This is a genomic window from Pseudoalteromonas arctica (genome assembly GCF_012927645.1).
GTDB classification, from domain to species: Bacteria; Pseudomonadota; Gammaproteobacteria; order Enterobacterales; family Alteromonadaceae; genus Pseudoalteromonas; species Pseudoalteromonas arctica_A.
Genome location: NZ_JABBMT010000034.1, coordinates 1 through 19,087, shown reverse-complemented (window position 1 = coordinate 19,087; position 19,087 = coordinate 1). Strand labels below are relative to the sequence as shown.

Genomic DNA, 19,087 nt, shown 5'->3' with positions numbered 1-19,087 from the left:
GCTTAAAATTAAAATTTGAGTCTAATTTTCACGCGTGTGGTTAAATGTCACTTCAGGGTAACGCTCTATTGATAAATTAAGATTTACGCGACTTGGCGCTATGTAAGTTAAGTTATCGCCGCCATCAAGCGCTAAGTTGCTTTCGCACTTACGTTTAAAATCTTCAAACTTTTTAACGTCATCCGAACTCACCCAACGTGCGGTATTTACATTTACACTTTCGTATAGAGCATCTACGTTATATTCTGCTTTCAAACGCGCTACAACCACATCAAACTGCAATATACCAACCGCGCCTACAATTAAGTCGTTATTAATTAGCGGTCTAAATACTTGTACTGCACCTTCTTCAGATAGCTGTACTAAGCCTTTTAATAACTGCTTTTGTTTTAGTGGATCGCGCAAACGAATACGACGGAACAACTCCGGCGCAAAGTTCGGAATACCACTAAATTTAAGCTTTTCGCCTTGCGTAAAGGTATCACCAATTTGAATTGTACCGTGGTTATGTAAACCAATAATATCGCCTGCATAGGCATCAGCTGCACGCTCACGGTCGCCGGCCATAAAAGTTACCGCATCAGAAATACTGACTTGTTTACCTATCCGCACATGGTTCATTTTCATGCCCTGGCTGTATTTACCCGACACAATACGCATAAACGCAATACGATCACGGTGTTTTGGATCCATGTTTGCTTGGATTTTAAATACAAACCCGGTGAAATTTTCTTCTGTTGCAACAACAGTACGGTCTTCTGTTTCACGCGGTAATGGCGTTGGTGCCCACTCAGTCAGGCCATCAAGCACATGGTCAACACCAAAGTTACCAAGCGCTGTACCAAAATATACCGGCGATAACTCACCCGCTAAAAATAGCTCTAAATCAAATTCGTGCGATGCACCAATAACAAGTTCTAACTCTTCACGTAATTGCTCAGCAAGCTCATCACCAATCGCTTCATCAAGCTCTGGGTTATCAAGCCCTTTAATACTACGCACTTCCTGAATAGTATGGCCTTGGCCGGTTTTGTATAACAAGGTTTCACCACGGTGAATATGATAAACACCTTTAAACTCTTTGCCGCAGCCGATAGGCCAAGTAATTGGTGCACATGCGATGTTAAGTTCAGTCTCAACTTCGTCTAACAGCTCCATTGGGTCACGTATATCACGGTCACATTTATTCATAAATGTCACAATTGGCGTGGTACGTAAGCGCGTTACTTCCATTAATTTACGGGTACGATCTTCCACACCTTTTGCCGCATCAATCACCATCAAACATGAATCTACCGCGGTAAGCGTACGATAAGTATCTTCAGAGAAATCTTCATGCCCAGGGGTATCCAGTAAATTTACTAGCGCTTTATTATATGGAAACTGCATTACAGAGGTCGTTACTGAGATACCACGCTCTTTTTCCATTTCCATCCAGTCTGATTTTGCGTGCTGGTTTGAACCACGGCCTTTAACAGTACCGGCTTTTTGAATTGCTTGTCCGAATAACAGTACTTTTTCAGTGATGGTGGTTTTACCAGCATCGGGGTGCGAGATGATAGCGAACGTGCGTCGCGTATTGATTTCGTTTAATAAATTAGACATGTCAGCCGCTTTAAGTCATAACAAGGCGCAACCAAAAATAAACCTAAGCACAGGTCTTTGCTACGCACTGTAAATATAAAATAGAATTACTCACATTATACCTTGTTTGTCTTAGCCAAAAAAGCAACGATTGCAAGTAATTAGCTGATCACTTGGTTTCAAATCAGCTCAACTCATTTACTGCGGTAAACGCACTAAACTTGTGTAATTTTTCGCTAACGCATACTATTGGAAGATTGCATGGAGGATATTTTGTTTGGGTATGAAAACCAGTAAGCTAAGTATAAGATTATTATGGTATATCACACCTTTGGTGATTTTACCGTTGCTGTTTTTAGGTGGTTTTACTCTCACCAACGTAACCAGCTCCACGCAAAAGCAAGCCGAGATCATTGTTAGCCGTTTCGTTGAACAGCAACAACAAAAAATGTTCCATTACATTGATTCGTTCCACTCAACCACAAAATTACTCTCAGCCTCCCCTGTACTAAGTGACTTTTTAGCCGATGACTTACGCGATAACGGCAATTATACTCGCCGCTTAGGCGCGCTAATGGATGTATTTGCAAGTTATTCAGAAGCTTACCCTGATATTATTAGCGTAAACTTAGTCTCTTCGGATGGTCAAAGTGACGCCTATTACTCTAGTAATTTAAATACCGCACCAATCAGCTATCCATTTTTCTCACAAGTTTTACAAAGTAACTTGCGTCAACAACAGTTTATGGTGCAAAAACAAGATGGCACCACCAGTTTGTATTTTATTCAACGTATTTACAGTGCTGATTACTATCTAAAACGCCCGCAACAACTAGGGTTTATTGTAGTGCACGTTGAACCGTCAATTTTAAACACCAGCATTTTAGAAGCGCCCTATAACAATACGTTAAATTTATTACTGACTAGCAATGGCAAAATATTATTTAGTTCAGACTACGATAAGCGCGGTCAATATATTAGTGAATATGAGCTGCAACAAATTCACGACTTAGCCAACCTAAGTAAGCTCTCAACCATAGAGCTATCGAGCATAGATAAAGTTGAACGAATGAGTTACGCCATCCAAATGAGCGGCGGTTATTATTATGTCTCTACCATTCCTAAAGCTTTGCTTTATCAATCAGGTAAAGCTATCAGTTTAATTACCGCGTTGATTGTGATTATTTCAGTGATCACCTTGCCGATGCTGATTTTTATTGTGGTACGTAATTTACTACTTAACCCAATTGAGTTACTTGGGGCAGCCAGCCATCGAGTAGGTGACGGCGATTTGTCGGTATATTTGCCTGCCCATAATAATGATGAGGTGGGGATATTATTTAATGATTTTAACCACATGGTGAACCAAATTCGTCATTATCAAGACGAACTTGAAGAATATAAACATCACCTTGAAGATAAAGTAGAAAGCCGTACCAAGGCACTTGAAACCATGAATAGCCAACTCGAGGTAGCCATTGCCCAAGCAGAGCAAGCGAACCAGTTAAAAAGCCGCTTTTTAGCTAACATGAGTCATGAAATTCGTACACCACTAACCGCAATTATGGGCTTTACCGAGCAACTATTACACAGCAATAAAACCAGCGGTGATGCTTTGCATCTGAGTACTATATTACGTAATTCAAAGCATCTACTTGAATTAATTAATAATATTTTAGACTTGTCGAAAATCGAAGCCGAGAAATTAGCCGTTGAAAAGGAGCCGTTAGATATTGTGCAGTTAGTTCATGATATAGATTCAATCATTCGGCCCTTGTCACAAGAAAAAAGGCTCAATTGCAATATCAATTTTCACTTACCATTGCCGCGCATAATTAATAGTGATAGCACTCGTTTAAAGCAAATTCTCATTAATATTGCCAGCAATGCAGTGAAATTTACCGAACAAGGTTTGATTGAGTTAGATATTACCTATAACAGTGATTTACAACTCATAGAATTTGCCATTAAGGATAGCGGGATTGGTATGTCAGAGCGAGAAGTTGAACGGGTATTTAAACCTTTTGAACAAGCTGATACAACAACAACACGACGCTTTGGCGGCACAGGCTTAGGCTTGTGTATCTCTAAAAATTTAGCGCAATTGCTCGGTGGTGATGTTTATGTAACAAGCACGCATGGCCAAGGAAGTTGTTTCTGCGTGCAAATTGCCTGTAACTTACCTGCTGATAAACAACAAACAGTGCCAATGCTGACCGAGTTAAGTCAATTAACTCCCACCAAGGACTTACAGCTTTCATTTGCAGAAAATAGCTTTGATGCCAATATATTAGTCGCCGAGGATAACCCTGACAACCAAGTACTGATCAAGTTATTACTGCAAACATGGGGGCTTGAGCCTGATATAGCCAACAATGGTGCAGAAGCTGTTGAAATGGCGCTGGTGAATGACTATCAATTAATCATTATGGATATGCAAATGCCGGTAATGGGCGGCTTAGAAGCCACCCAGATGCTCCGCCATGCAGCCTTCAATGGGCCGATCATTGCACTTACCGCGAATGTAATGAAAGATGACGTAAATACCTATTTGCAAGCCGGTTGTGACGAAGCACTGGCTAAGCCTATCGATAAAGATGCCTTAGAAAGTGTACTTGTTAGTTATTTAAATATTGAAAAAGACAGTCAAAATAAATGGGATAGCTTGCTAAACAGCGAAAAATTTCAACAGATCAACGACAACTATCGCTTAAAACTGCCGGGTTATTTAACCGACGTTACACAGCTATACAATAATGGTGAGTGGGAACAGCTCAGAGCGCTGGCCCATAGTTTAAAAGGCAGTGCTGGTTGTTTTGGTTTTAGTAATATTCACCATGCGGCGGCTACACTTGAAGACAATTTACGTGGCCGTGATCACAATCGTCGTGATTATTTAGCACTGAGCTTAATTGAAGCGATAAAATACACCTTGCAACAAGAACAGTCATTAACCAAAAAGTAATGTCATACCCATTAAAATAGCATCTTCATGACCCTTTTTTGATGGGTCATCACTTGGGTAGTAATTTTTACGTACCGACATTTCACTAAAGCCTGCCCGCTCATACAAGGCGATGGCGCGAGTATTGGTTTCACGTACTTCTAAAAATAAGTTGTCAGCGTGGTGTTTTTCGCCGTATTCAATAAACGCTGCGAGCAATTGTTTTGCAATCCCCTGCCCCTGAAAATCAGGTGCTACGCAGATGTCCATTAAAGTAAAGTCAGGCCCTGCTTTTTCACCGATATAAAAACCAATAATTTGCTGCTCATTAAACGCCGCTAAATTAAAGTAACGCCCAGCGAGACATGATTGCATAGTGTTTATTGTCCACGGATGAGTGTGACACGCGTTTTCAACACGCATCAGCGCATCAATGGATAATTCAGTAACAGATTCAAAGGTTATCAAGGTGTGTACTCATCAGCGTCCATAGCGCGCGTTTATTATCAGCATTAAGCTGCTGGGTTGGTAAGCTCAATTGACCATCATGCCATGCCAGCTTATTGCTTTGCACTACTTGGCTAATTATTAATGGGGCAATAGCGCGATTTAAATCTGCCAATAGCGTTGTACTTAGCTCTATATTCACCTGCGGCGCTGCACTTGGAGCATCAGAACGTTGTTCATCAACAGGCTGTAATTGGAAATGCTGATTTAGTTCGAGGTTTTCTATACCAAAAATAGCTGCGTATCGTGGATGCATAAAAACTCAGTAGATTTAAACACTAGAACAATATAAGAAGTAATCAAGGCTATGTAAAGAAGAAGTGGCAGGGGCGGAGAGACTCGAACTCCCAACCATCGGTTTTGGAGACCGCTGTTCTACCAATTGGAACTACGCCCCTGCAATGACGACGAATTATAGAGAAGTTTCGCTAAAGGTAAAGAAAAAAATCACTCTCTGAGTTTAACTGCTTGTTAAATAAACAAAACGGCTTAAACGAACATAAACCGATGTCGATTCACGCAACAGCTCGAGGTTACTGAGCACTATGACGCGATATAAAATAGCTGCTACATGGATGGCTAGAAGTGAATACAAAAAACGCAGGCTCTCTCCCGCGCTCTTTTTTCGCCTTAATAATTTTGATAATTACTTAGCCTGGCGTTTGTTCGTCACGGCTGCGTTTTTTGTCACTATTTTTGTGGCCTTTTTTACGTATGTGCTTTTTAATTTCTTGGTACTTTTCGCGCTGTTCAGCATTTAGTATTTGCCATACTTGATGCTGCGTTTTTAAATTAATTAAAGCAAATTGCTCGCCTTTAGTTTGGCGCTGCGCTAATAACTCTTTTGCTGCGGCTTCATCAAAGGTTGGCATATCTAACCATGCTTGCATTTGTGCTTTATGTGCCACACGCGCTTGCTTCATGGCATCTTTATCGTTGCCACGTAGCGCTTTAAACTGTGCTTTTTGCGCAGCAAAAATGCTTTTTAGCTGAGTTTGTTGTTGTTCAGTTAAATCAAGCTTTTTAACCCCGCGCTCAGAGAGTAAAAAGCGTGCTTGTTTGTGCTGATGAAAATGGCCAGGCTTATGAGCCATGCCCTCTTTTGCTATTACGGCACCAGTGCCTAAGGTTGCTGTTGCTAATCCACAAATTAATACTAGTTTAGAAAGTTTATTTGAAATAGTCATAATCATTACCTTTGCTTGGTTGTAACTTAGTGTCTGTTCAGTTGTTATATTCACTATAACTAACCTAGTGCAAAGTAGCGCAAAGCAATGTAAAGGTTGTGTAAAGGTTCACTTTTAAGTGCGTTAAGGCGTAAAATGAAGTTATTCCAGCGTGGTTAAGGTGAGCAAATGAAGCTATTAATGATTGATGATGATACCGGTTTATGTGAGTTACTCTCGGAGTACTTAACTGCGCAAGGTTTTCAAATAGAATGTGCGCATAATGGTGAACAAGGCTTAAAACAAGCGCTTGAGCAAGAATATGCATTAATTTTACTCGATGTAATGCTTCCTAAACTCGATGGCTTTGAAGTATTAAAACAGCTTAGGCAAAAAAAATTAACGCCGGTGATCATGCTGACCGCCAAAGGTGAAGACTTTGATCGTATTTTTGGCCTTGAACTAGGCGCTGATGATTACATTCCAAAACCTTTTAACCACCGAGAATTACTTGCCCGAGTAAAAGCGATTGCCCGTCGTATTGAGCATATTACTAGCCTAGCAAATACCAGTAGCAATAAGTTAACCGTTAATAATATTGTTATAAATTTAGCTGCCCGCGAAGCGTATGTAGATGAACACCCGCTAAGCCTGACTGGTACTGAATATGAAGTACTCGCTTTACTGGTTAAACACGCGGGTGAAGTGGTCAGTAAAGAACAAATAAGTGAAGAAGTGCTCGGTAGGCGCCTCGCCTCTTTCGATCGCTCAATTGATATGCATGTCAGTAATATTCGTAAAAAAATTGCCGAGTTCAACAATGCAGAACGAATAAAAACCATGCGAGGAACGGGTTATGTCTTTATCCAAGGGGAGTAATAAAACTCTGTTTTCTTGGCTGAAGCACCCTCAGCACTTTTTATTTTTCAAAATTTTTGTATGGTTTTGGCTAACTGTAATAGGCACCATTACTGCATTGGTGTTTTTAAGTAACATTGCGACCAATCAAGTCAGTTGTGAAAACTTACATGGACCCATGCTGAAAAACTTGCAATACACGGCCAAAGGCATCGAACGTATGGCATTAAAACATAACAAATCGATTACTGAGATTTTAACCCATCCTCGGCGTGCAAAAAGAAAGTTACTATATTTGAATTCAGATCAACCCGATCACTCGCTCAGTAGCAGAGTACCATCAAGCGAGATTGATTTAAGTTTACTTAATTTTACTAAGAACATGTCGCCACAAATTATTTTTACCGAGTATTATCAAGCATTCGGACCAATAAAAATAAACCTTCCTGAGGGACAATTTTATCTATACGAAATTGATGAGAATCATCAACCGCCATTTTTTATCCGATTAAAGTTGATGCCGATTTGGCTAAAAGTGATCATTGCTTTACTGGCTTCATTAACTTTAAGTTTTATATTTAGTCGTAATCTAATTGCGCCTATTAATCACTTAAAGCAAGCTGCAATTAAGCTCTCTGACGGCGATTTAACCGCGCGTGCTGAAATTGATCCAAACAGACAAGATGAACTAGCCGTACTTGGCCGTGACTTTAATAGTATGGCAACTCAGTTAGAGCAACTTATTAGTGCACAAAAGCGCTTATTGGCTGATATATCTCACGAGTTGCGCTCCCCCCTAACTCGTCTTAAAATGGCCACAGGGCTTGCGCAAATGCAAACGCCGGAAGAAAACCAAACCTATTTATTACGCATTGAAAAAGAAGCAAATCAACTCGATAAAATGATTGCTGATGTGCTGCAAGTATCGCGCTTAGAGGCGAAAAGTCAGGCGCTATCGCTGCATCAACAATCCTTACAGATCATTATTGATCACGTTTTAAATGACGCACAATTTGAGGCTAAACAGACCCACAAACAATTACTCGTAAACGGTAACCTAAATATTGATATTCATTGTGATGAGAGCCTAATTGCCAGTGCGTTAGAAAACGTATTACGTAACGCTATCAAATACTCAGAGAAAAACATCACAATTACATTAAGTTTAAGCGATGCTATTTATATTGAAATCTGTGATGATGGTCCAGGTGTTGAGCCACAAAATTTAACTAAGCTATGCGAGCCATTTTTTCGACAATCCGATGCAAGAGACAGAACTAGCGGTGGTACAGGACTTGGCTTAGCGATTGCTAAAAATGCCATTGCCGCTCATGCTGGCAGTTTAACGCTGCATAATAAACAACCAAGTGGGTTATGTGTGCGTATCGCCTTACCACTGGATAAACAACAATAATCATGGCCATTATGTTTTACAGTACAGAACAAAACCTACTTACCCAACAACCTGAGATCACACTTTTTTTTCAGCAGCAGTTGCACAAATCGCAGCTGCCTACCGATAATGGCGATTTATATTATGGCTATGTGATACCTGAGCATGCTAAGGCTGCGGTTGTTATTTGCTCCGGACGCATTGAGGGATTAGATAAATACCAAGAGCTGATTTGGGAGTTATATAAAAATAACTACGCGGTGTTTATTATTGATCATCAAGGCCAAGGCCGCTCTTATCGCGTTTTAGCCAATCCTCATAAAGGTTTTGTTAATAAATTTAGTGATTATGCCGATGATTTCGCCCTGTTTGACCGTTTAATTGTCAGTAAACTCTACCAAGGCAAAAAGATTATCCTAGGGCATTCAATGGGCGGTGCAATTGCCTTTGATTTCCTAACTCGGTTTGAACATAACTACAGTGGGGTATTTTTGTCTTCCCCTATGTTTGATATTTTCACCAAAGGCACTCCCAAATCACTGGCTAAACTTGCCGCCCGTATTGCCTGTTTATTTGGTTTTAATAAACACTATGCGTTTGGCCAAGCAGATTATCTGCCTATTGCTTTTACCCAGAACGACCTTACCAGTAGCGAAACTCGCTATGATTTATTTAGACAAACCTACCAAACGGATAGTGCGCTACAATTAGGAGGAGTAACTTACGGTTGGTTAAATGAAGCTTTTTCTTTTATGGCAACTCTTGAGCAACAACAGCTATCGATACCACTTTTTGTAGCCAGTGCAGAGCACGACACTGTGGTTGATAACCAAGCCCAATTAGCCTTAGTTCACCGTCAAAGTAATGCTATTTTGCAAACATTTGCGAATGCTAAGCACGAGTTATTGTTTGAACAAGATACCATTCGCCAAGCTGTACTTAGCCGTTTTTATCAATTTTGTGATTCACTGAGTTGAGCATTTGTTTGACTCAGTGACATGGGATCTTGGTGGATCAAAATATCCATTTCACAATTAAATTCTTGTTGGATCATCGCCACCACTTCATCCGCTACATAGTGAGCGCGGATCAAAGGCAATTGATCTTCAAGCTCTAAATGCATTTGAATAAACTTAACTTTACCGCCTTGTCGCGTGCGGATATCGTGTACGCCAAATACGTCATTATGACTGTTAGCGATTGCTATAATGCTAGCTTTTTCTTCCTCTGGTAGCTCTTTATCCATTAAATGATCAGCGCTTTGCCTAGCAATATCCCAACTGTTATAAAGTAAATAACCGGCAACGCCAATAGCAAAAATAGGATCGGCGTAAAGCATGCCACTTTGTGCCAGTAATATCGCAATCAATACTGCGGCATTTAAAATTAAGTCACCTTTGTAATGTACTGAGTCTGCTTTGATCGCAATAGATTCGGTATGCCTTATAACTTTAGTTTGTACGTAAACCACCACTAAAGTACAGACAATGGCAAAAATGCTCACCCACACGCCCAGCATAGAGTGATTTAGTACCACTGGATTAAATAACCGCTCAATGCCATGAAACGCTAATAAACAGCCAGAACCGGCAATAAAAGCAGCTTGCCCTAACCCAGCTAAAGCTTCAGCTTTCCCATGACCAAAGCGATGGTCGTCATCCGCAGGGCGCAAGGCATAACCAAGCACCATAAAACTCATTGCTGAGGCGATAATATCCATCAAAGAATCTGTCAGTGAGCCAAGCATTGATGCAGAGCCAGATGCAAGCCATGCCCAACATTTAGCCGCAATCATCAAGCTCACCATCACCATGGTGACTGCACTTGCTGTTTTTACCCAAAACTCGTAACTACGCTGATGCACGTTTTGCCTATGCTTAAAATATTTGCTTAAAATGAGTATATCATTTTTTTTATCTGTTTCGTGTATACTCTCGAACGTCAAAATGTAGATCACCAATAAGGCTCGTTATGCTTGATATCGTTTTATACCAACCTGAAATACCACCTAACACGGGAAATATTATTCGCCTGTGTGCAAATACGGGCTATGCTTTGCATTTAATTGAGCCTTTAGGCTTTGAATGGGACGATAAGCGCGTAAAAAGAGCAGGCCTTGATTACCATGAATTTAGCCATGTGCAACGCCATGCCTCGTTTGCAGCATACCTTGAAAAATGCCAGCCAAAAAAAGTATATGCGTGCACCACCAAAGGCAGTCAATTCCATCATCAAGCTAGCTATGAAGCAGGTGATTGCTTAGTGTTTGGTCCAGAAACACGTGGCTTACCGGATGATTTAATTCAGTCACTACCGAATGAGCAACGCGTGCGTATTCCAATGCAAGCAAATAGTAGAAGTATGAACTTATCAAATGCAGTGGCTGTTTTTGTTTATGAATCATGGCGTCAGTTAGGCTTTCCTAACGCGCAGTAAGTGACATTAAATGCGCCTATACCCAGCGAGAACGTCGTTGGTCTGGGTATAGGCTACCTGTTATGGGCTGTAATACCATGCAGGGCTATTATAGCCACCCGCTTTGTGCTGAATAAGTAGCCGTTTATCTCGAAAAAACAACCATAAAAAAACACTCTAACCAGGTGAATGACTGAGTACCGTTTTAGTTACTAAGTTAGCTGCCGCTGTTACTCTGATTTTTGCTCGCGACCTAATAACGCCATTGCGGCTTCTTTCACGTCTTTATTTTCATAAAGTACCTGATAGATTTGCTCAGTGATCGGCATTTCAATACCAGCACGTTGTGCAAGTAAATAGACTTCTTTGGTGTTGCGATAACCTTCGACCACTTGACCAATTGATGCTATCGCCTGCTCAACACCTTCACCTTTGCCCAGCGCTAAACCAAAACGACGATTACGAGACTGATTATCGGTGCACGTTAGAATCAAATCTCCCAACCCTGCCATGCCCATAAAGGTTTCTGACTTAGCGCCAAGCGCACAGCCTAAGCGGCATAGCTCAGCTAAACCACGGGTGATCAAAGCTGTCCGCGCATTAGCACCAAAACCAAAACCATCCGACATACCCGCACCAATCGCAATCACATTTTTAACCGCGCCACCGAGCTGAATACCAATAAAATCATTATTGTTATAGACCCTAAATGAGCGACCACAGTGCAGTAAATCAGCAAGCTGTTTTGCAAAAGCGGTTGATGTTGACGACACTGAAATAGCCGTAGGTAAACCCATTGCCATTTCTTTGGCAAATGTAGGACCTGATACGACCGCTAGCGGCACGTCATCACCTAACTCTTGCTGTGCAACCTCTTGCAAAAGTCTGCCGGTATCTGGTTCAAGCCCTTTGGTGGCCCATGCAACTTGCGCCCCTTCACGTAATGAAGGCTTAATTTGCTGCAGCGTATCACCAAATGCATGACTTGGCACAACAACCAAGATCACTTGGCTTGCCGTAATGGCTGTATGTAAGTCGGCTTCAAGGTGTAAAGTGTCAGGGAATGTGACGTCAGGTAGGTAACGTTGATTTTTCCGCTCAGCTGCAAGCGTGGCAACGTCATCGCTATTGCGCCCCCAAAGTGTCACAGCGTGACCATTTCGGGCTAAGCAAATAGCGAGGGCGGTGCCGTAAGACCCCGCCCCTAATACTGTAACAGCTGAATTGGCTGTATTCATCAATTATGCGTCTGCAGTTGCCTGTTCAGCTTGCGCTGCACGTTGCTGCATGTATTGCGCGAATAACGCATCAAAGTTCACAGGTGCAAGGTTAAGCTGTGGGAATGTACCACGGTTAACTAGATTAGATACCGCTTCACGTGCGTACGGGAACAATACGTTAGGGCAAAATGCGCCAAGCATATGCGCAAGTTGCACTTCTTCAATTTCAGCGATAGTGAAAATACCCGCTTGTTGAATTTCACATAAAAAAGCCGTTTCTTCACCGATAGAAGCTGTAACAGTCAATGCCAATACTACTTCAAACACGCCTTCGTCTAATTTGTTTGAACGTGTATCAAGGTCAAGCTTAACTTCTGGTGTCCATTCTTTTTGGAAAATAGCAGGTGAATTAGGCGTTTCAAAAGACACATCTTTTGTGTAAATACGTTGAATCGTAAATTGTGCGCCAGTTTCTTCTTGTGCTGCTACGTTCTGATTTTCTTCGTTCATGATAATTCCTAACTTTTAATCGTTTTTATAATAAATGCTTAAGCGTTTAACTTAGCGTCAAGTTTGCCTTGAGCTTCAATCGCCATCATGTCGTCACAACCGCCGATATACTCATCATTAATAAAAATTTGCGGTACTGTGCTCGCGCCACCTGCTTTGGCAATCATTTCATCGCGTAATTCAGGCTGTACACCAATGTCTATATTTGTAAATTGCACACCTTTACTGGTTAGCAACGCTAAAGCACGCTGACAAAAAGGGCAATACGCTTTGGTGTAAAGAACAACATTACTCATAACAATTCCTCTAGCGGCCTAACTAAATTAATTAGCGACCTGTTGTCGTTGGTAGACTCGCACTTTGCCATGCCCCCATACCACCAGATAAAACATACACTGATTCAAAACCCGCTTTATGCATAGCAGTTGCGATACCTGAAGCTGTCATGCCTGTGGTACATACCAATATAATAGGTTTACTCTTAGACTTTTCAAGGCTTGAGAAGTCAGATTGTTTCGCTTTTTCAGGGCTAAGGTGCTCAGCGCCTGCAATACGGCCATTATTAAATTCTTTTTGGGCACGTATATCTACAACAAGACCGTCTTCACGGTTAATTAATAACGTTAGTTGTTGCGGATTTATTTGACGAATTGCTGAAAACTTACTTTTAAACCAGCCGCCCACGATGAGTGCAACCAAAGCAACCCACGCTAAACTTAATATCGGATGATTACCGACAAATTCAATATATTGATCCATGCGTCTTCCACTATGAAAATTGTCCCGCGCCTATAGCACTGGGGTTAAACGTAAGGGCAATGCCCTAGCCACGCAAGTATACGTGCTTGATTAGAAATTACCAGAGAGTGAAATATTTTAATATGCAGCTTTGATTGCTGATCATAACCACAAAACACGGTATGCTAAGGCTAAACAGGAGCTAATTTTCAGGAACCAAAATGACACAACATAAAAAACCTCTCGTATTAATGATTTTAGATGGTTGGGGATACCGTGAAGATACCCAAAGCAACGCAATTTTAGCGGCAAACACCCCCGTTTTAGACGAACTTTGGGCAACTCGCCCGCACACCCTAATTTCTGCATCTGGTTTAGATGTTGGTCTTCCTGATGGGCAAATGGGCAACTCAGAAGTAGGCCACGTCAACTTAGGTGCTGGCCGCGTGGTTTATCAAGATTTCACCCGTATCACTAAAGCAATAAACGACGGTGAATTTGCACATAATCCGACGTTAGTTGAAAACATTGATAAAGCAGTGAATGCTGATAAAGCAGTGCATTTAATGGGTTTATTAAGCACAGGCGGTGTGCATAGTCATGAAGATCATATTATCGCTGCAATCGAATTAGCTGCAGCGCGCGGCGCAAAAGAAGTTTACTTTCATGCATTTTTAGATGGCCGAGATACTCCCCCACGTAGCGCAAAAACGTCAATTGAACGTATTGAAGCACTGTTTAGCAAATTAAACTGTGGTCGCTTAGCATCGCTCATTGGTCGCTACTACGCAATGGACCGCGATAATCGCTGGAACCGGGTGGAGCAAGCTTACGACCTAATGGTCAGTGGGATCGCACAACATAGCTACAAAAATGGTGTTGATGCATTAGCTGCGGCTTACGAACGTGATGAAAACGATGAGTTTGTTGTTGCAACTACCATTGCAGCACAAGGCCAAGACGCAGTACAAATTAATGATGGCGATACGGTTATTTTCTTAAACTTTAGAGCCGACCGCGCTCGTGAAATGACCCGCGCATTTGTTGATAAAGACTTTGACGGTTTCACCAAGAAAAAAGCCCCCATACTAAGTGGCTTTGTTATGTTGACCGAATACGCAGCTGATATAGATGCACCAGCAGCCTTTGCGCCAGAACCACTCACTAATGTATTGGGTGAATGGTTTGAAAAACATGGCAAAACACAACTGCGAATCTCGGAAACCGAAAAATATGCACATGTGACATTTTTCTTCAGTGGCGGACGTGAAGATGAATTTAAAGGTGAAACACGCGAGTTGATCCCATCACCACAAGTAGCTACATACGACCTACAACCTGAGATGAACTCAGAAATGCTCACCGATAAACTCGTCGAAGCGATTAAAAGCGGTCAATACGATGCAATTATTTGTAACTATCCAAATGGCGATATGGTAGGTCACTCAGGCGTGTTTGAAGCCGCTGTAAAAGCTTGTGAAGCAGTTGATCATTGTATTGGTCGTGTTGTTGCAGCCTTGAATAAATTTGGTGGTGAAGCATTAATTACAGCAGATCACGGTAATGCTGAACAAATGGCTAATCTTAAAACTGGCCAAGCGCATACCGCACACACCAGTGAACCGGTTCATTTCATTTATGTTGGTCGTGATGCCACGCCAAGCGAAGGCAAAGCGCTCAGTGATGTTGCGCCAACCATGTTGCACTTAATGGGCATGGAGCAACCAAGCGAAATGACTGGCACACCAATCATGACATTGAAATAAACCATGAATAAAAGTATTAACCCACTAATTTTTAGTACGCTCGTTGTTACTGCGTTAATACTCACTTCATTAGTGACGGCCCCTACCGTCGCTAATGAAGAGCGTACTAAAAAAGATCTCAGCGAAATTCAAACAGCCTTAAAACAAAGCCAAGCTGAACTTGCCGCCCAGCGTAAATACATCGAAAAATCGCAAAAGAACCTACAACAGCACGAACTCGAGATCGCAAAAAACGCCAAGGCACTGAATATTGCCGAGCAATCAATTCGCGATACAGAAAAACAACAAAAGCAGCAACAACAGCAAGCTGATGCACTTGAGGAAAAACGCCTAAAGCAGCAACATACACTTGCTGCACAAATTAAAAGTGCTTACATGTCAGGTGGCCATGACTATTCAAAAATGCTGCTGAATCAAGAAAATACTGCACAGATTGAACGCACATTAAGTTATTACAATTACCTCAACAAAGCGCGTATTGAGCAAATTGATGAATTAAAAGCGCTATTAATTGAAATTGAAGAAATACAAATCGAGCTTGAAAAAACCAAACAACACTTAGTAGTGCTGCATAAAGAGCAAGCCAATCGCCAGCAAGGACTAATAGCTGCACAGCAGCAACGTAAAGCAAATATTAGTGAGCTAAAAACCAAACTTAGTTCAACCAAAAACTCTATTGATTACCTAAAAGAAAATGAGAAAACCTTAGTCACAACCCTGCAAAAGCTGGAAAAAGAGAAGAGTAAAAAGGTTGAACTACTCGGCTTAGCAAGCAGTAAAGGTAAATTGAACTGGCCAACAAAAGGTAAAATTGAGCACAGCTTCGGCCAACACAAACACGGTGGTATTGACTGGAAAGGCGTATTAATTGGCGCTAATGAAGGCAATAATGTGCATAGCGTCCACAATGGTCAAGTGGTCTATGCCGATTGGCTCAAAGGCTATGGCTGGGTTATTGTTATTGACCACGGTGAAGGCTTTATGAGTTTATATGGCCATACTCAAACCTTACTAAAAGACGTAGGTGATATAGTACGCCAAGGCGATATTATCGCTTTAGTTGGTCAAAGCGGCGGACAAGCAAATTCTGGTCTATACTTTGAAATACGCTACAAAGGACGCGCAGTAAATCCTGTAACATGGTGCAGACGCATTTAAGTGATTAAACAGCTGCACCCCACTGGGAGCAGCTGATGCCAAATACACAATTACAAATACAGCGGTTACAATACCCTGCTTTTAATCGCATTCTAATAAGCTATTTATTACTCGTTAGCGTTTTTTTGTGCCTGAGTTTTAATAGCTTTGCAGTAACCTCGGTGGGTGATTTAAAAAGCCAACAAAAAAACGAAATCCTCTTTAATATCCATGCCTATTATGTTGAAGACTTAGCTTTGCAACAAAGCTTTGAAAGTAGTCAACAGTTTGAAGCCCTACTCGCGCAGCTTGATCCTTACTCTCAATACCTTGATGAACACGAGTTAGAAGCGCTATTTAGCAGTACCAACGGCCGCTATACAGGCCTTGGGATTGAAGTAAAACAGCAACAACAAAAAATTGTTATTGTAAACACGATTAAAGACTCTCCTGCAGCCATTGCCGGAGTACAAATGAATGATGTGCTACTTGCCGTTAATCAGCAAACGGTCGCACATAAAGACATCAATCAAGTTGCGCAAATGATTAAAGCTAGTGACACAGCAACGGTGACCTTAACGGTTGAACGAGGTAACTCACCACAAGCCATTTATTTTACTCTGACTAGATCAGAGATTAACTTAGAGAGTGTCACCAGTTCATTATCAGAGTTTGGTATTGGCTATTTGGCAATAAATAGCTTTACCAATCACACCTTGCATGATGTAGCACGACAAATAACGATACTACAAAGCAATTACGGTGCAGCGCTAACAGGCTTAGTAATTGATCTACGCGATAATCCAGGCGGCACATTACAAAGTGCGGTAGCGATATCTGATCTGTTTTTACAAAGTGGTACTATCGTCACCACCAAAGGCCGTTTTTACGATGCTAACAAACACTTTCGCGCCAAAAAAGGTGATATTTTAAATGGTGCGCCAATCGTCGTACTTATTAATGAAAATTCGGCCTCAGCAGCAGAGATTTTAGCCGCTGCACTTAAAGACAATCACCGTGCCACACTAATTGGCAGTCAATCATTTGGCAAAGGCTCAGTACAATCATTAATTCCACTAGGGAACGGTAATACCGCTCTTAAATTAACTACAGCAAAATACTTTACACCCTCTGGACAATCAATTGATGGGATTGGAGTCACACCTGATGTGGCGATTAATCAATCAACCCTTTCGCAAATTGATAAAGTAGTTATAATAAAAAACAAACAAGGAAATGATGATCAGCTATGGTCACGCACAGACTCAGCTGATCCACTATTATTAAAAGCACAGCAACTATTAACAATGAAATAAAGCTTTTAGCTCACTATAAAAAAGATCATAAAAATTATAAACGTGAAAAAATTAACTTGGCTGTTCTGGCTTTTTTTTAGCTTGCCAACGGTTGCCGCAAATAAGCAAATAGCGATTGTGATTGATGATATTGGCAACCATCAACGCGACCTCGAAATCCTAAATTTACCAGGTAAAATATCGTTCTCGATTTTGCCTCATACCCCCTATTCGCAAATTTTTGCGCGCCTAGCCAGTAAATCAAATAAAGAATTACTGCTGCATATTCCCATGCAAGCACTCGACAGCAGCAAAGCACTCGGCCCTGGTGCGCTCACTAGCAATATGAGTAAAGCACAATTACAAATCACCCTCGGCAATGCGCTTGCAACCTTACCTCAGGTGAAAGGTGTAAATAATCATATGGGCTCAGCACTTACTCAAGAAAGCCAGCCCATGAAATGGACTATGGAGGTGCTGAAAAAGCGCAATTTGTACTTTTTAGATAGCCGCACTACAGAATTAAGCCAAGCGCAAAATGTTGCCAACTTATATGGCGTTGAAAATGTCGGCCGCCATGTGTTTTTAGATAACATCGTTAATGAACAGCAGCTGCAATTTCGCCTCAACGAACTAAAGTATAAAGCCGAGCGTTATAACTTCGCCATCGCGATTGCCCATCCTTACCCTGAAACCATCGAATTTTTACAGCGCATGCTACCCGAACTTGAACAACAAGGTTTTGAACTGATGCCACTATCGCAACTGGTAGAGCGTAAATATATACAACTCGCACAGGCAGAGCATAAAGGGGTCAGTGCGAGGTAAGGGACAAGTTTCAAGGGAAAAGGTGCTAGGTTCTAGGCTCTAGGAAAACAGCATAGTTCGTCGTTAAATTAATCACGTAAGTTGTGAGTGAGAGCAACGAAACCCAACGATATAAGAATAAAATTGAGTGACAGCTTCGAGCGAAGAGCGGTCGTTGGTTTTAACTCGTGTATGGACATTTCTGAGTTACGTGCGATCACACTTAGGCACCAACAAGTAGCAGGAACAATACAAAACCACAAACCTGTAGTACATTAGTGGCTTACGCTTGTATTCTTTTTTGGAAATTCCTATGTACATCAGAAAGGTAACGATTAACAACTACCGTAGTTTCCGCACTTTCGAAGCTAGACTTCAACAACTGACAGTTGTTATTGGTGAAAACGATACTGGTAAGACGAACTTTTTCACCGCACTTTCGTTACCTTTGAGTGGCAACCAAATAGACTTCAACCAGAAGCGTTTGAGTGTTTCTGATATCAACAAAGATGCCGTTATCGATTTTCTAAAGTCTGTTGTCAGTGATGATACTGAAGAGAATCAACTAAAAAAGATTCCTAAAGTATCAGTAACCGTAGAGTTCGCTGATCCTAATGGATTGGTTTAATGGATTCGACTACCCCAGTTAAGACATAATAAGCTTAACTGGAGAACAGAAATGACAAAACGTAAAAAATATACCAAAGAATTTAAACTTGATGCAATTTCTTTAGTCAGAGATCAAAA

General features: G+C 41.3%; 19 protein-coding genes and 1 tRNA gene. 10 read left to right on the top strand and 10 right to left on the bottom strand.

All coding sequences use genetic code 11. From position 1 onward, the window contains the following. Positions 1-21: 21 nt before the first annotated feature. The gene (gene prfC / locus HHO47_RS16140) at positions 22-1,605 is read right to left on the bottom strand and encodes a peptide chain release factor 3 (RefSeq protein WP_169021222.1); all 1,584 of its coding nucleotides are present in this window, start codon (positions 1,603-1,605) and stop codon (positions 22-24) included. Positions 1,606-1,867: 262 nt separating this feature from the next. On the opposite strand from prfC, the gene HHO47_RS16135 reads away from it, so the two are divergent. Beyond that, positions 1,868-4,549, top strand: coding sequence for a hybrid sensor histidine kinase/response regulator (locus HHO47_RS16135; RefSeq protein WP_169021221.1), 2,682 nt, complete (start codon positions 1,868-1,870; stop codon positions 4,547-4,549). Here the strand turns inward: HHO47_RS16135 and rimI are convergent. From rimI to HHO47_RS16115, 4 genes are all read right to left on the bottom strand, one after another. Next, entirely contained in the window at positions 4,535-4,996 is a 462-nt protein-coding gene (rimI, locus tag HHO47_RS16130) for a ribosomal protein S18-alanine N-acetyltransferase (protein ID WP_211183752.1), read from the bottom strand. The two genes, HHO47_RS16135 and rimI, sit on opposite strands and share 15 nt — an antisense overlap. Beyond that, complete coding sequence (locus HHO47_RS16125; protein WP_169021220.1) at positions 4,983-5,291, bottom strand: hypothetical protein; 309 nt, start codon at positions 5,289-5,291, stop codon at positions 4,983-4,985. The genes rimI and HHO47_RS16125 overlap by 14 nt, the downstream gene beginning before the upstream one ends. A 65-nt stretch (positions 5,292-5,356) precedes the next feature. Further along, positions 5,357-5,433 (bottom strand) — tRNA-Trp (locus tag HHO47_RS16120). 252 nt (positions 5,434-5,685) lie between these two features. Then, positions 5,686-6,222 carry a Spy/CpxP family protein refolding chaperone gene (locus HHO47_RS16115; protein ID WP_169021219.1) on the bottom strand — a complete coding sequence of 179 codons (537 nt, stop codon included), beginning with the start codon at positions 6,220-6,222 and terminating at the stop codon, positions 5,686-5,688. A 168-nt stretch (positions 6,223-6,390) separates the two neighbouring features. Here HHO47_RS16115 and HHO47_RS16110 point away from each other — a divergent pair, with 168 nt between their 5' ends. Genes HHO47_RS16110 through HHO47_RS16100 form a run of 3 tightly spaced genes read left to right on the top strand, consistent with a single transcriptional unit; the run spans position 6,391 to position 9,429 of the window. Beyond that, positions 6,391-7,080: a response regulator transcription factor gene (locus HHO47_RS16110; RefSeq protein ID WP_169021218.1), complete on the top strand. Its 690-nt coding sequence runs from the start codon at positions 6,391-6,393 to the stop codon at positions 7,078-7,080. Next, complete coding sequence (locus tag HHO47_RS16105) at positions 7,058-8,473, top strand: ATP-binding protein (RefSeq protein WP_169021217.1); 1,416 nt, start codon at positions 7,058-7,060, stop codon at positions 8,471-8,473. The genes HHO47_RS16110 and HHO47_RS16105 overlap by 23 nt, the downstream gene beginning before the upstream one ends. 11 nt (positions 8,474-8,484) lie before the next feature. Next, the gene (locus HHO47_RS16100; protein WP_169021216.1) at positions 8,485-9,429 is read left to right on the top strand and encodes an alpha/beta fold hydrolase; all 945 of its coding nucleotides are present in this window, start codon (positions 8,485-8,487) and stop codon (positions 9,427-9,429) included. On the opposite strand, the gene HHO47_RS16095 is transcribed toward HHO47_RS16100, so the two are convergent. Continuing rightward, complete coding sequence (locus tag HHO47_RS16095; RefSeq protein WP_348981669.1) at positions 9,405-10,316, bottom strand: cation diffusion facilitator family transporter; 912 nt, start codon at positions 10,314-10,316, stop codon at positions 9,405-9,407. The two genes, HHO47_RS16100 and HHO47_RS16095, sit on opposite strands and share 25 nt — an antisense overlap. A 107-nt stretch (positions 10,317-10,423) precedes the next feature. On the opposite strand from HHO47_RS16095, the gene trmL reads away from it, so the two are divergent. Next, complete coding sequence (gene trmL, locus HHO47_RS16090; RefSeq protein ID WP_169021215.1) at positions 10,424-10,888, top strand: tRNA (uridine(34)/cytosine(34)/5-carboxymethylaminomethyluridine(34)-2'-O)-methyltransferase TrmL; 465 nt, start codon at positions 10,424-10,426, stop codon at positions 10,886-10,888. A gap of 209 nt (positions 10,889-11,097) precedes the next feature. Here the strand turns inward: trmL and gpsA are convergent, their stop codons facing one another. From gpsA to HHO47_RS16070, 4 genes are read right to left on the bottom strand one after another with little or no spacing between them, the layout of a single operon-like run. Beyond that, positions 11,098-12,105: an NAD(P)H-dependent glycerol-3-phosphate dehydrogenase gene (gene gpsA, locus HHO47_RS16085; protein ID WP_169021214.1), complete on the bottom strand. Its 1,008-nt coding sequence runs from the start codon at positions 12,103-12,105 to the stop codon at positions 11,098-11,100. A 3-nt stretch (positions 12,106-12,108) separates the two neighbouring features. Continuing rightward, positions 12,109-12,597: a protein-export chaperone SecB gene (secB, locus tag HHO47_RS16080; RefSeq protein ID WP_169021213.1), complete on the bottom strand. Its 489-nt coding sequence runs from the start codon at positions 12,595-12,597 to the stop codon at positions 12,109-12,111. Between the two features lie 38 nt (positions 12,598-12,635). Further along, positions 12,636-12,893, bottom strand: a complete 258-nt coding sequence (gene grxC / locus HHO47_RS16075; RefSeq protein WP_169021212.1) for a glutaredoxin 3 — start codon at positions 12,891-12,893, stop codon at positions 12,636-12,638. Between the two features lie 31 nt (positions 12,894-12,924). Further along, entirely contained in the window at positions 12,925-13,356 is a 432-nt protein-coding gene (locus HHO47_RS16070) for a rhodanese-like domain-containing protein (protein WP_169021211.1), read from the bottom strand. A 200-nt stretch (positions 13,357-13,556) separates the two neighbouring features. On the opposite strand from HHO47_RS16070, the gene gpmM reads away from it, so the two are divergent. The 5 genes from gpmM to HHO47_RS16045 all read left to right on the top strand — a co-directional run bounded on the left by gpmM (position 13,557) and on the right by HHO47_RS16045 (position 18,968). Beyond that, entirely contained in the window at positions 13,557-15,101 is a 1,545-nt protein-coding gene (gene gpmM / locus HHO47_RS16065; RefSeq protein ID WP_169021210.1) for a 2,3-bisphosphoglycerate-independent phosphoglycerate mutase, read from the top strand. A 3-nt stretch (positions 15,102-15,104) separates the two neighbouring features. Next, positions 15,105-16,259: a murein hydrolase activator EnvC family protein gene (locus HHO47_RS16060; protein ID WP_169021209.1), complete on the top strand. Its 1,155-nt coding sequence runs from the start codon at positions 15,105-15,107 to the stop codon at positions 16,257-16,259. Positions 16,260-16,294: 35 nt separating this feature from the next. Beyond that, the gene (locus HHO47_RS16055; protein ID WP_169021208.1) at positions 16,295-17,554 is read left to right on the top strand and encodes a S41 family peptidase; all 1,260 of its coding nucleotides are present in this window, start codon (positions 16,295-16,297) and stop codon (positions 17,552-17,554) included. Positions 17,555-17,596: 42 nt separating this feature from the next. After that, entirely contained in the window at positions 17,597-18,361 is a 765-nt protein-coding gene (locus HHO47_RS16050; RefSeq protein WP_348981668.1) for a divergent polysaccharide deacetylase family protein, read from the top strand. A gap of 292 nt (positions 18,362-18,653) precedes the next feature. Continuing rightward, on the top strand, positions 18,654-18,968 hold the full coding sequence (locus HHO47_RS16045; protein ID WP_211183751.1) for an AAA family ATPase: 315 nt from the start codon (positions 18,654-18,656) through the stop codon (positions 18,966-18,968). Positions 18,969-19,087 lie beyond the last annotated feature (119 nt).

Bases quoted from the DNA above. Each gene is read 5' to 3' on its own strand.
- HHO47_RS16100 (WP_169021216.1), top strand. From the start codon at position 8,485: ATGTTTTACAGTACAGAACAAAACCTACTTACCCAACAACCTGAGATC.
- HHO47_RS16060 (WP_169021209.1), top strand. From the start codon at position 15,105: ATGAATAAAAGTATTAACCCACTAATTTTTAGTACGCTCGTTGTTACT.
- HHO47_RS16135 (WP_169021221.1), top strand. From the start codon at position 1,868: ATGAAAACCAGTAAGCTAAGTATAAGATTATTATGGTATATCACACCT.
- gpsA (WP_169021214.1), bottom strand. From the start codon at position 12,105: ATGAATACAGCCAATTCAGCTGTTACAGTATTAGGGGCGGGGTCTTAC.
- HHO47_RS16045 (WP_211183751.1), top strand. From the start codon at position 18,654: ATGTACATCAGAAAGGTAACGATTAACAACTACCGTAGTTTCCGCACT.
- HHO47_RS16125 (WP_169021220.1), bottom strand. From the start codon at position 5,291: ATGCATCCACGATACGCAGCTATTTTTGGTATAGAAAACCTCGAACTA.
- HHO47_RS16110 (WP_169021218.1), top strand. From the start codon at position 6,391: ATGAAGCTATTAATGATTGATGATGATACCGGTTTATGTGAGTTACTC.
- HHO47_RS16105 (WP_169021217.1), top strand. From the start codon at position 7,058: ATGTCTTTATCCAAGGGGAGTAATAAAACTCTGTTTTCTTGGCTGAAG.
- HHO47_RS16070 (WP_169021211.1), bottom strand. From the start codon at position 13,356: ATGGATCAATATATTGAATTTGTCGGTAATCATCCGATATTAAGTTTA.
- trmL (WP_169021215.1), top strand. From the start codon at position 10,424: ATGCTTGATATCGTTTTATACCAACCTGAAATACCACCTAACACGGGA.
- HHO47_RS16115 (WP_169021219.1), bottom strand. From the start codon at position 6,222: ATGACTATTTCAAATAAACTTTCTAAACTAGTATTAATTTGTGGATTA.
- prfC (WP_169021222.1), bottom strand. From the start codon at position 1,605: ATGTCTAATTTATTAAACGAAATCAATACGCGACGCACGTTCGCTATC.
- gpmM (WP_169021210.1), top strand. From the start codon at position 13,557: ATGACACAACATAAAAAACCTCTCGTATTAATGATTTTAGATGGTTGG.
- grxC (WP_169021212.1), bottom strand. From the start codon at position 12,893: ATGAGTAATGTTGTTCTTTACACCAAAGCGTATTGCCCTTTTTGTCAG.
- HHO47_RS16055 (WP_169021208.1), top strand. From the start codon at position 16,295: ATGCCAAATACACAATTACAAATACAGCGGTTACAATACCCTGCTTTT.
- secB (WP_169021213.1), bottom strand. From the start codon at position 12,597: ATGAACGAAGAAAATCAGAACGTAGCAGCACAAGAAGAAACTGGCGCA.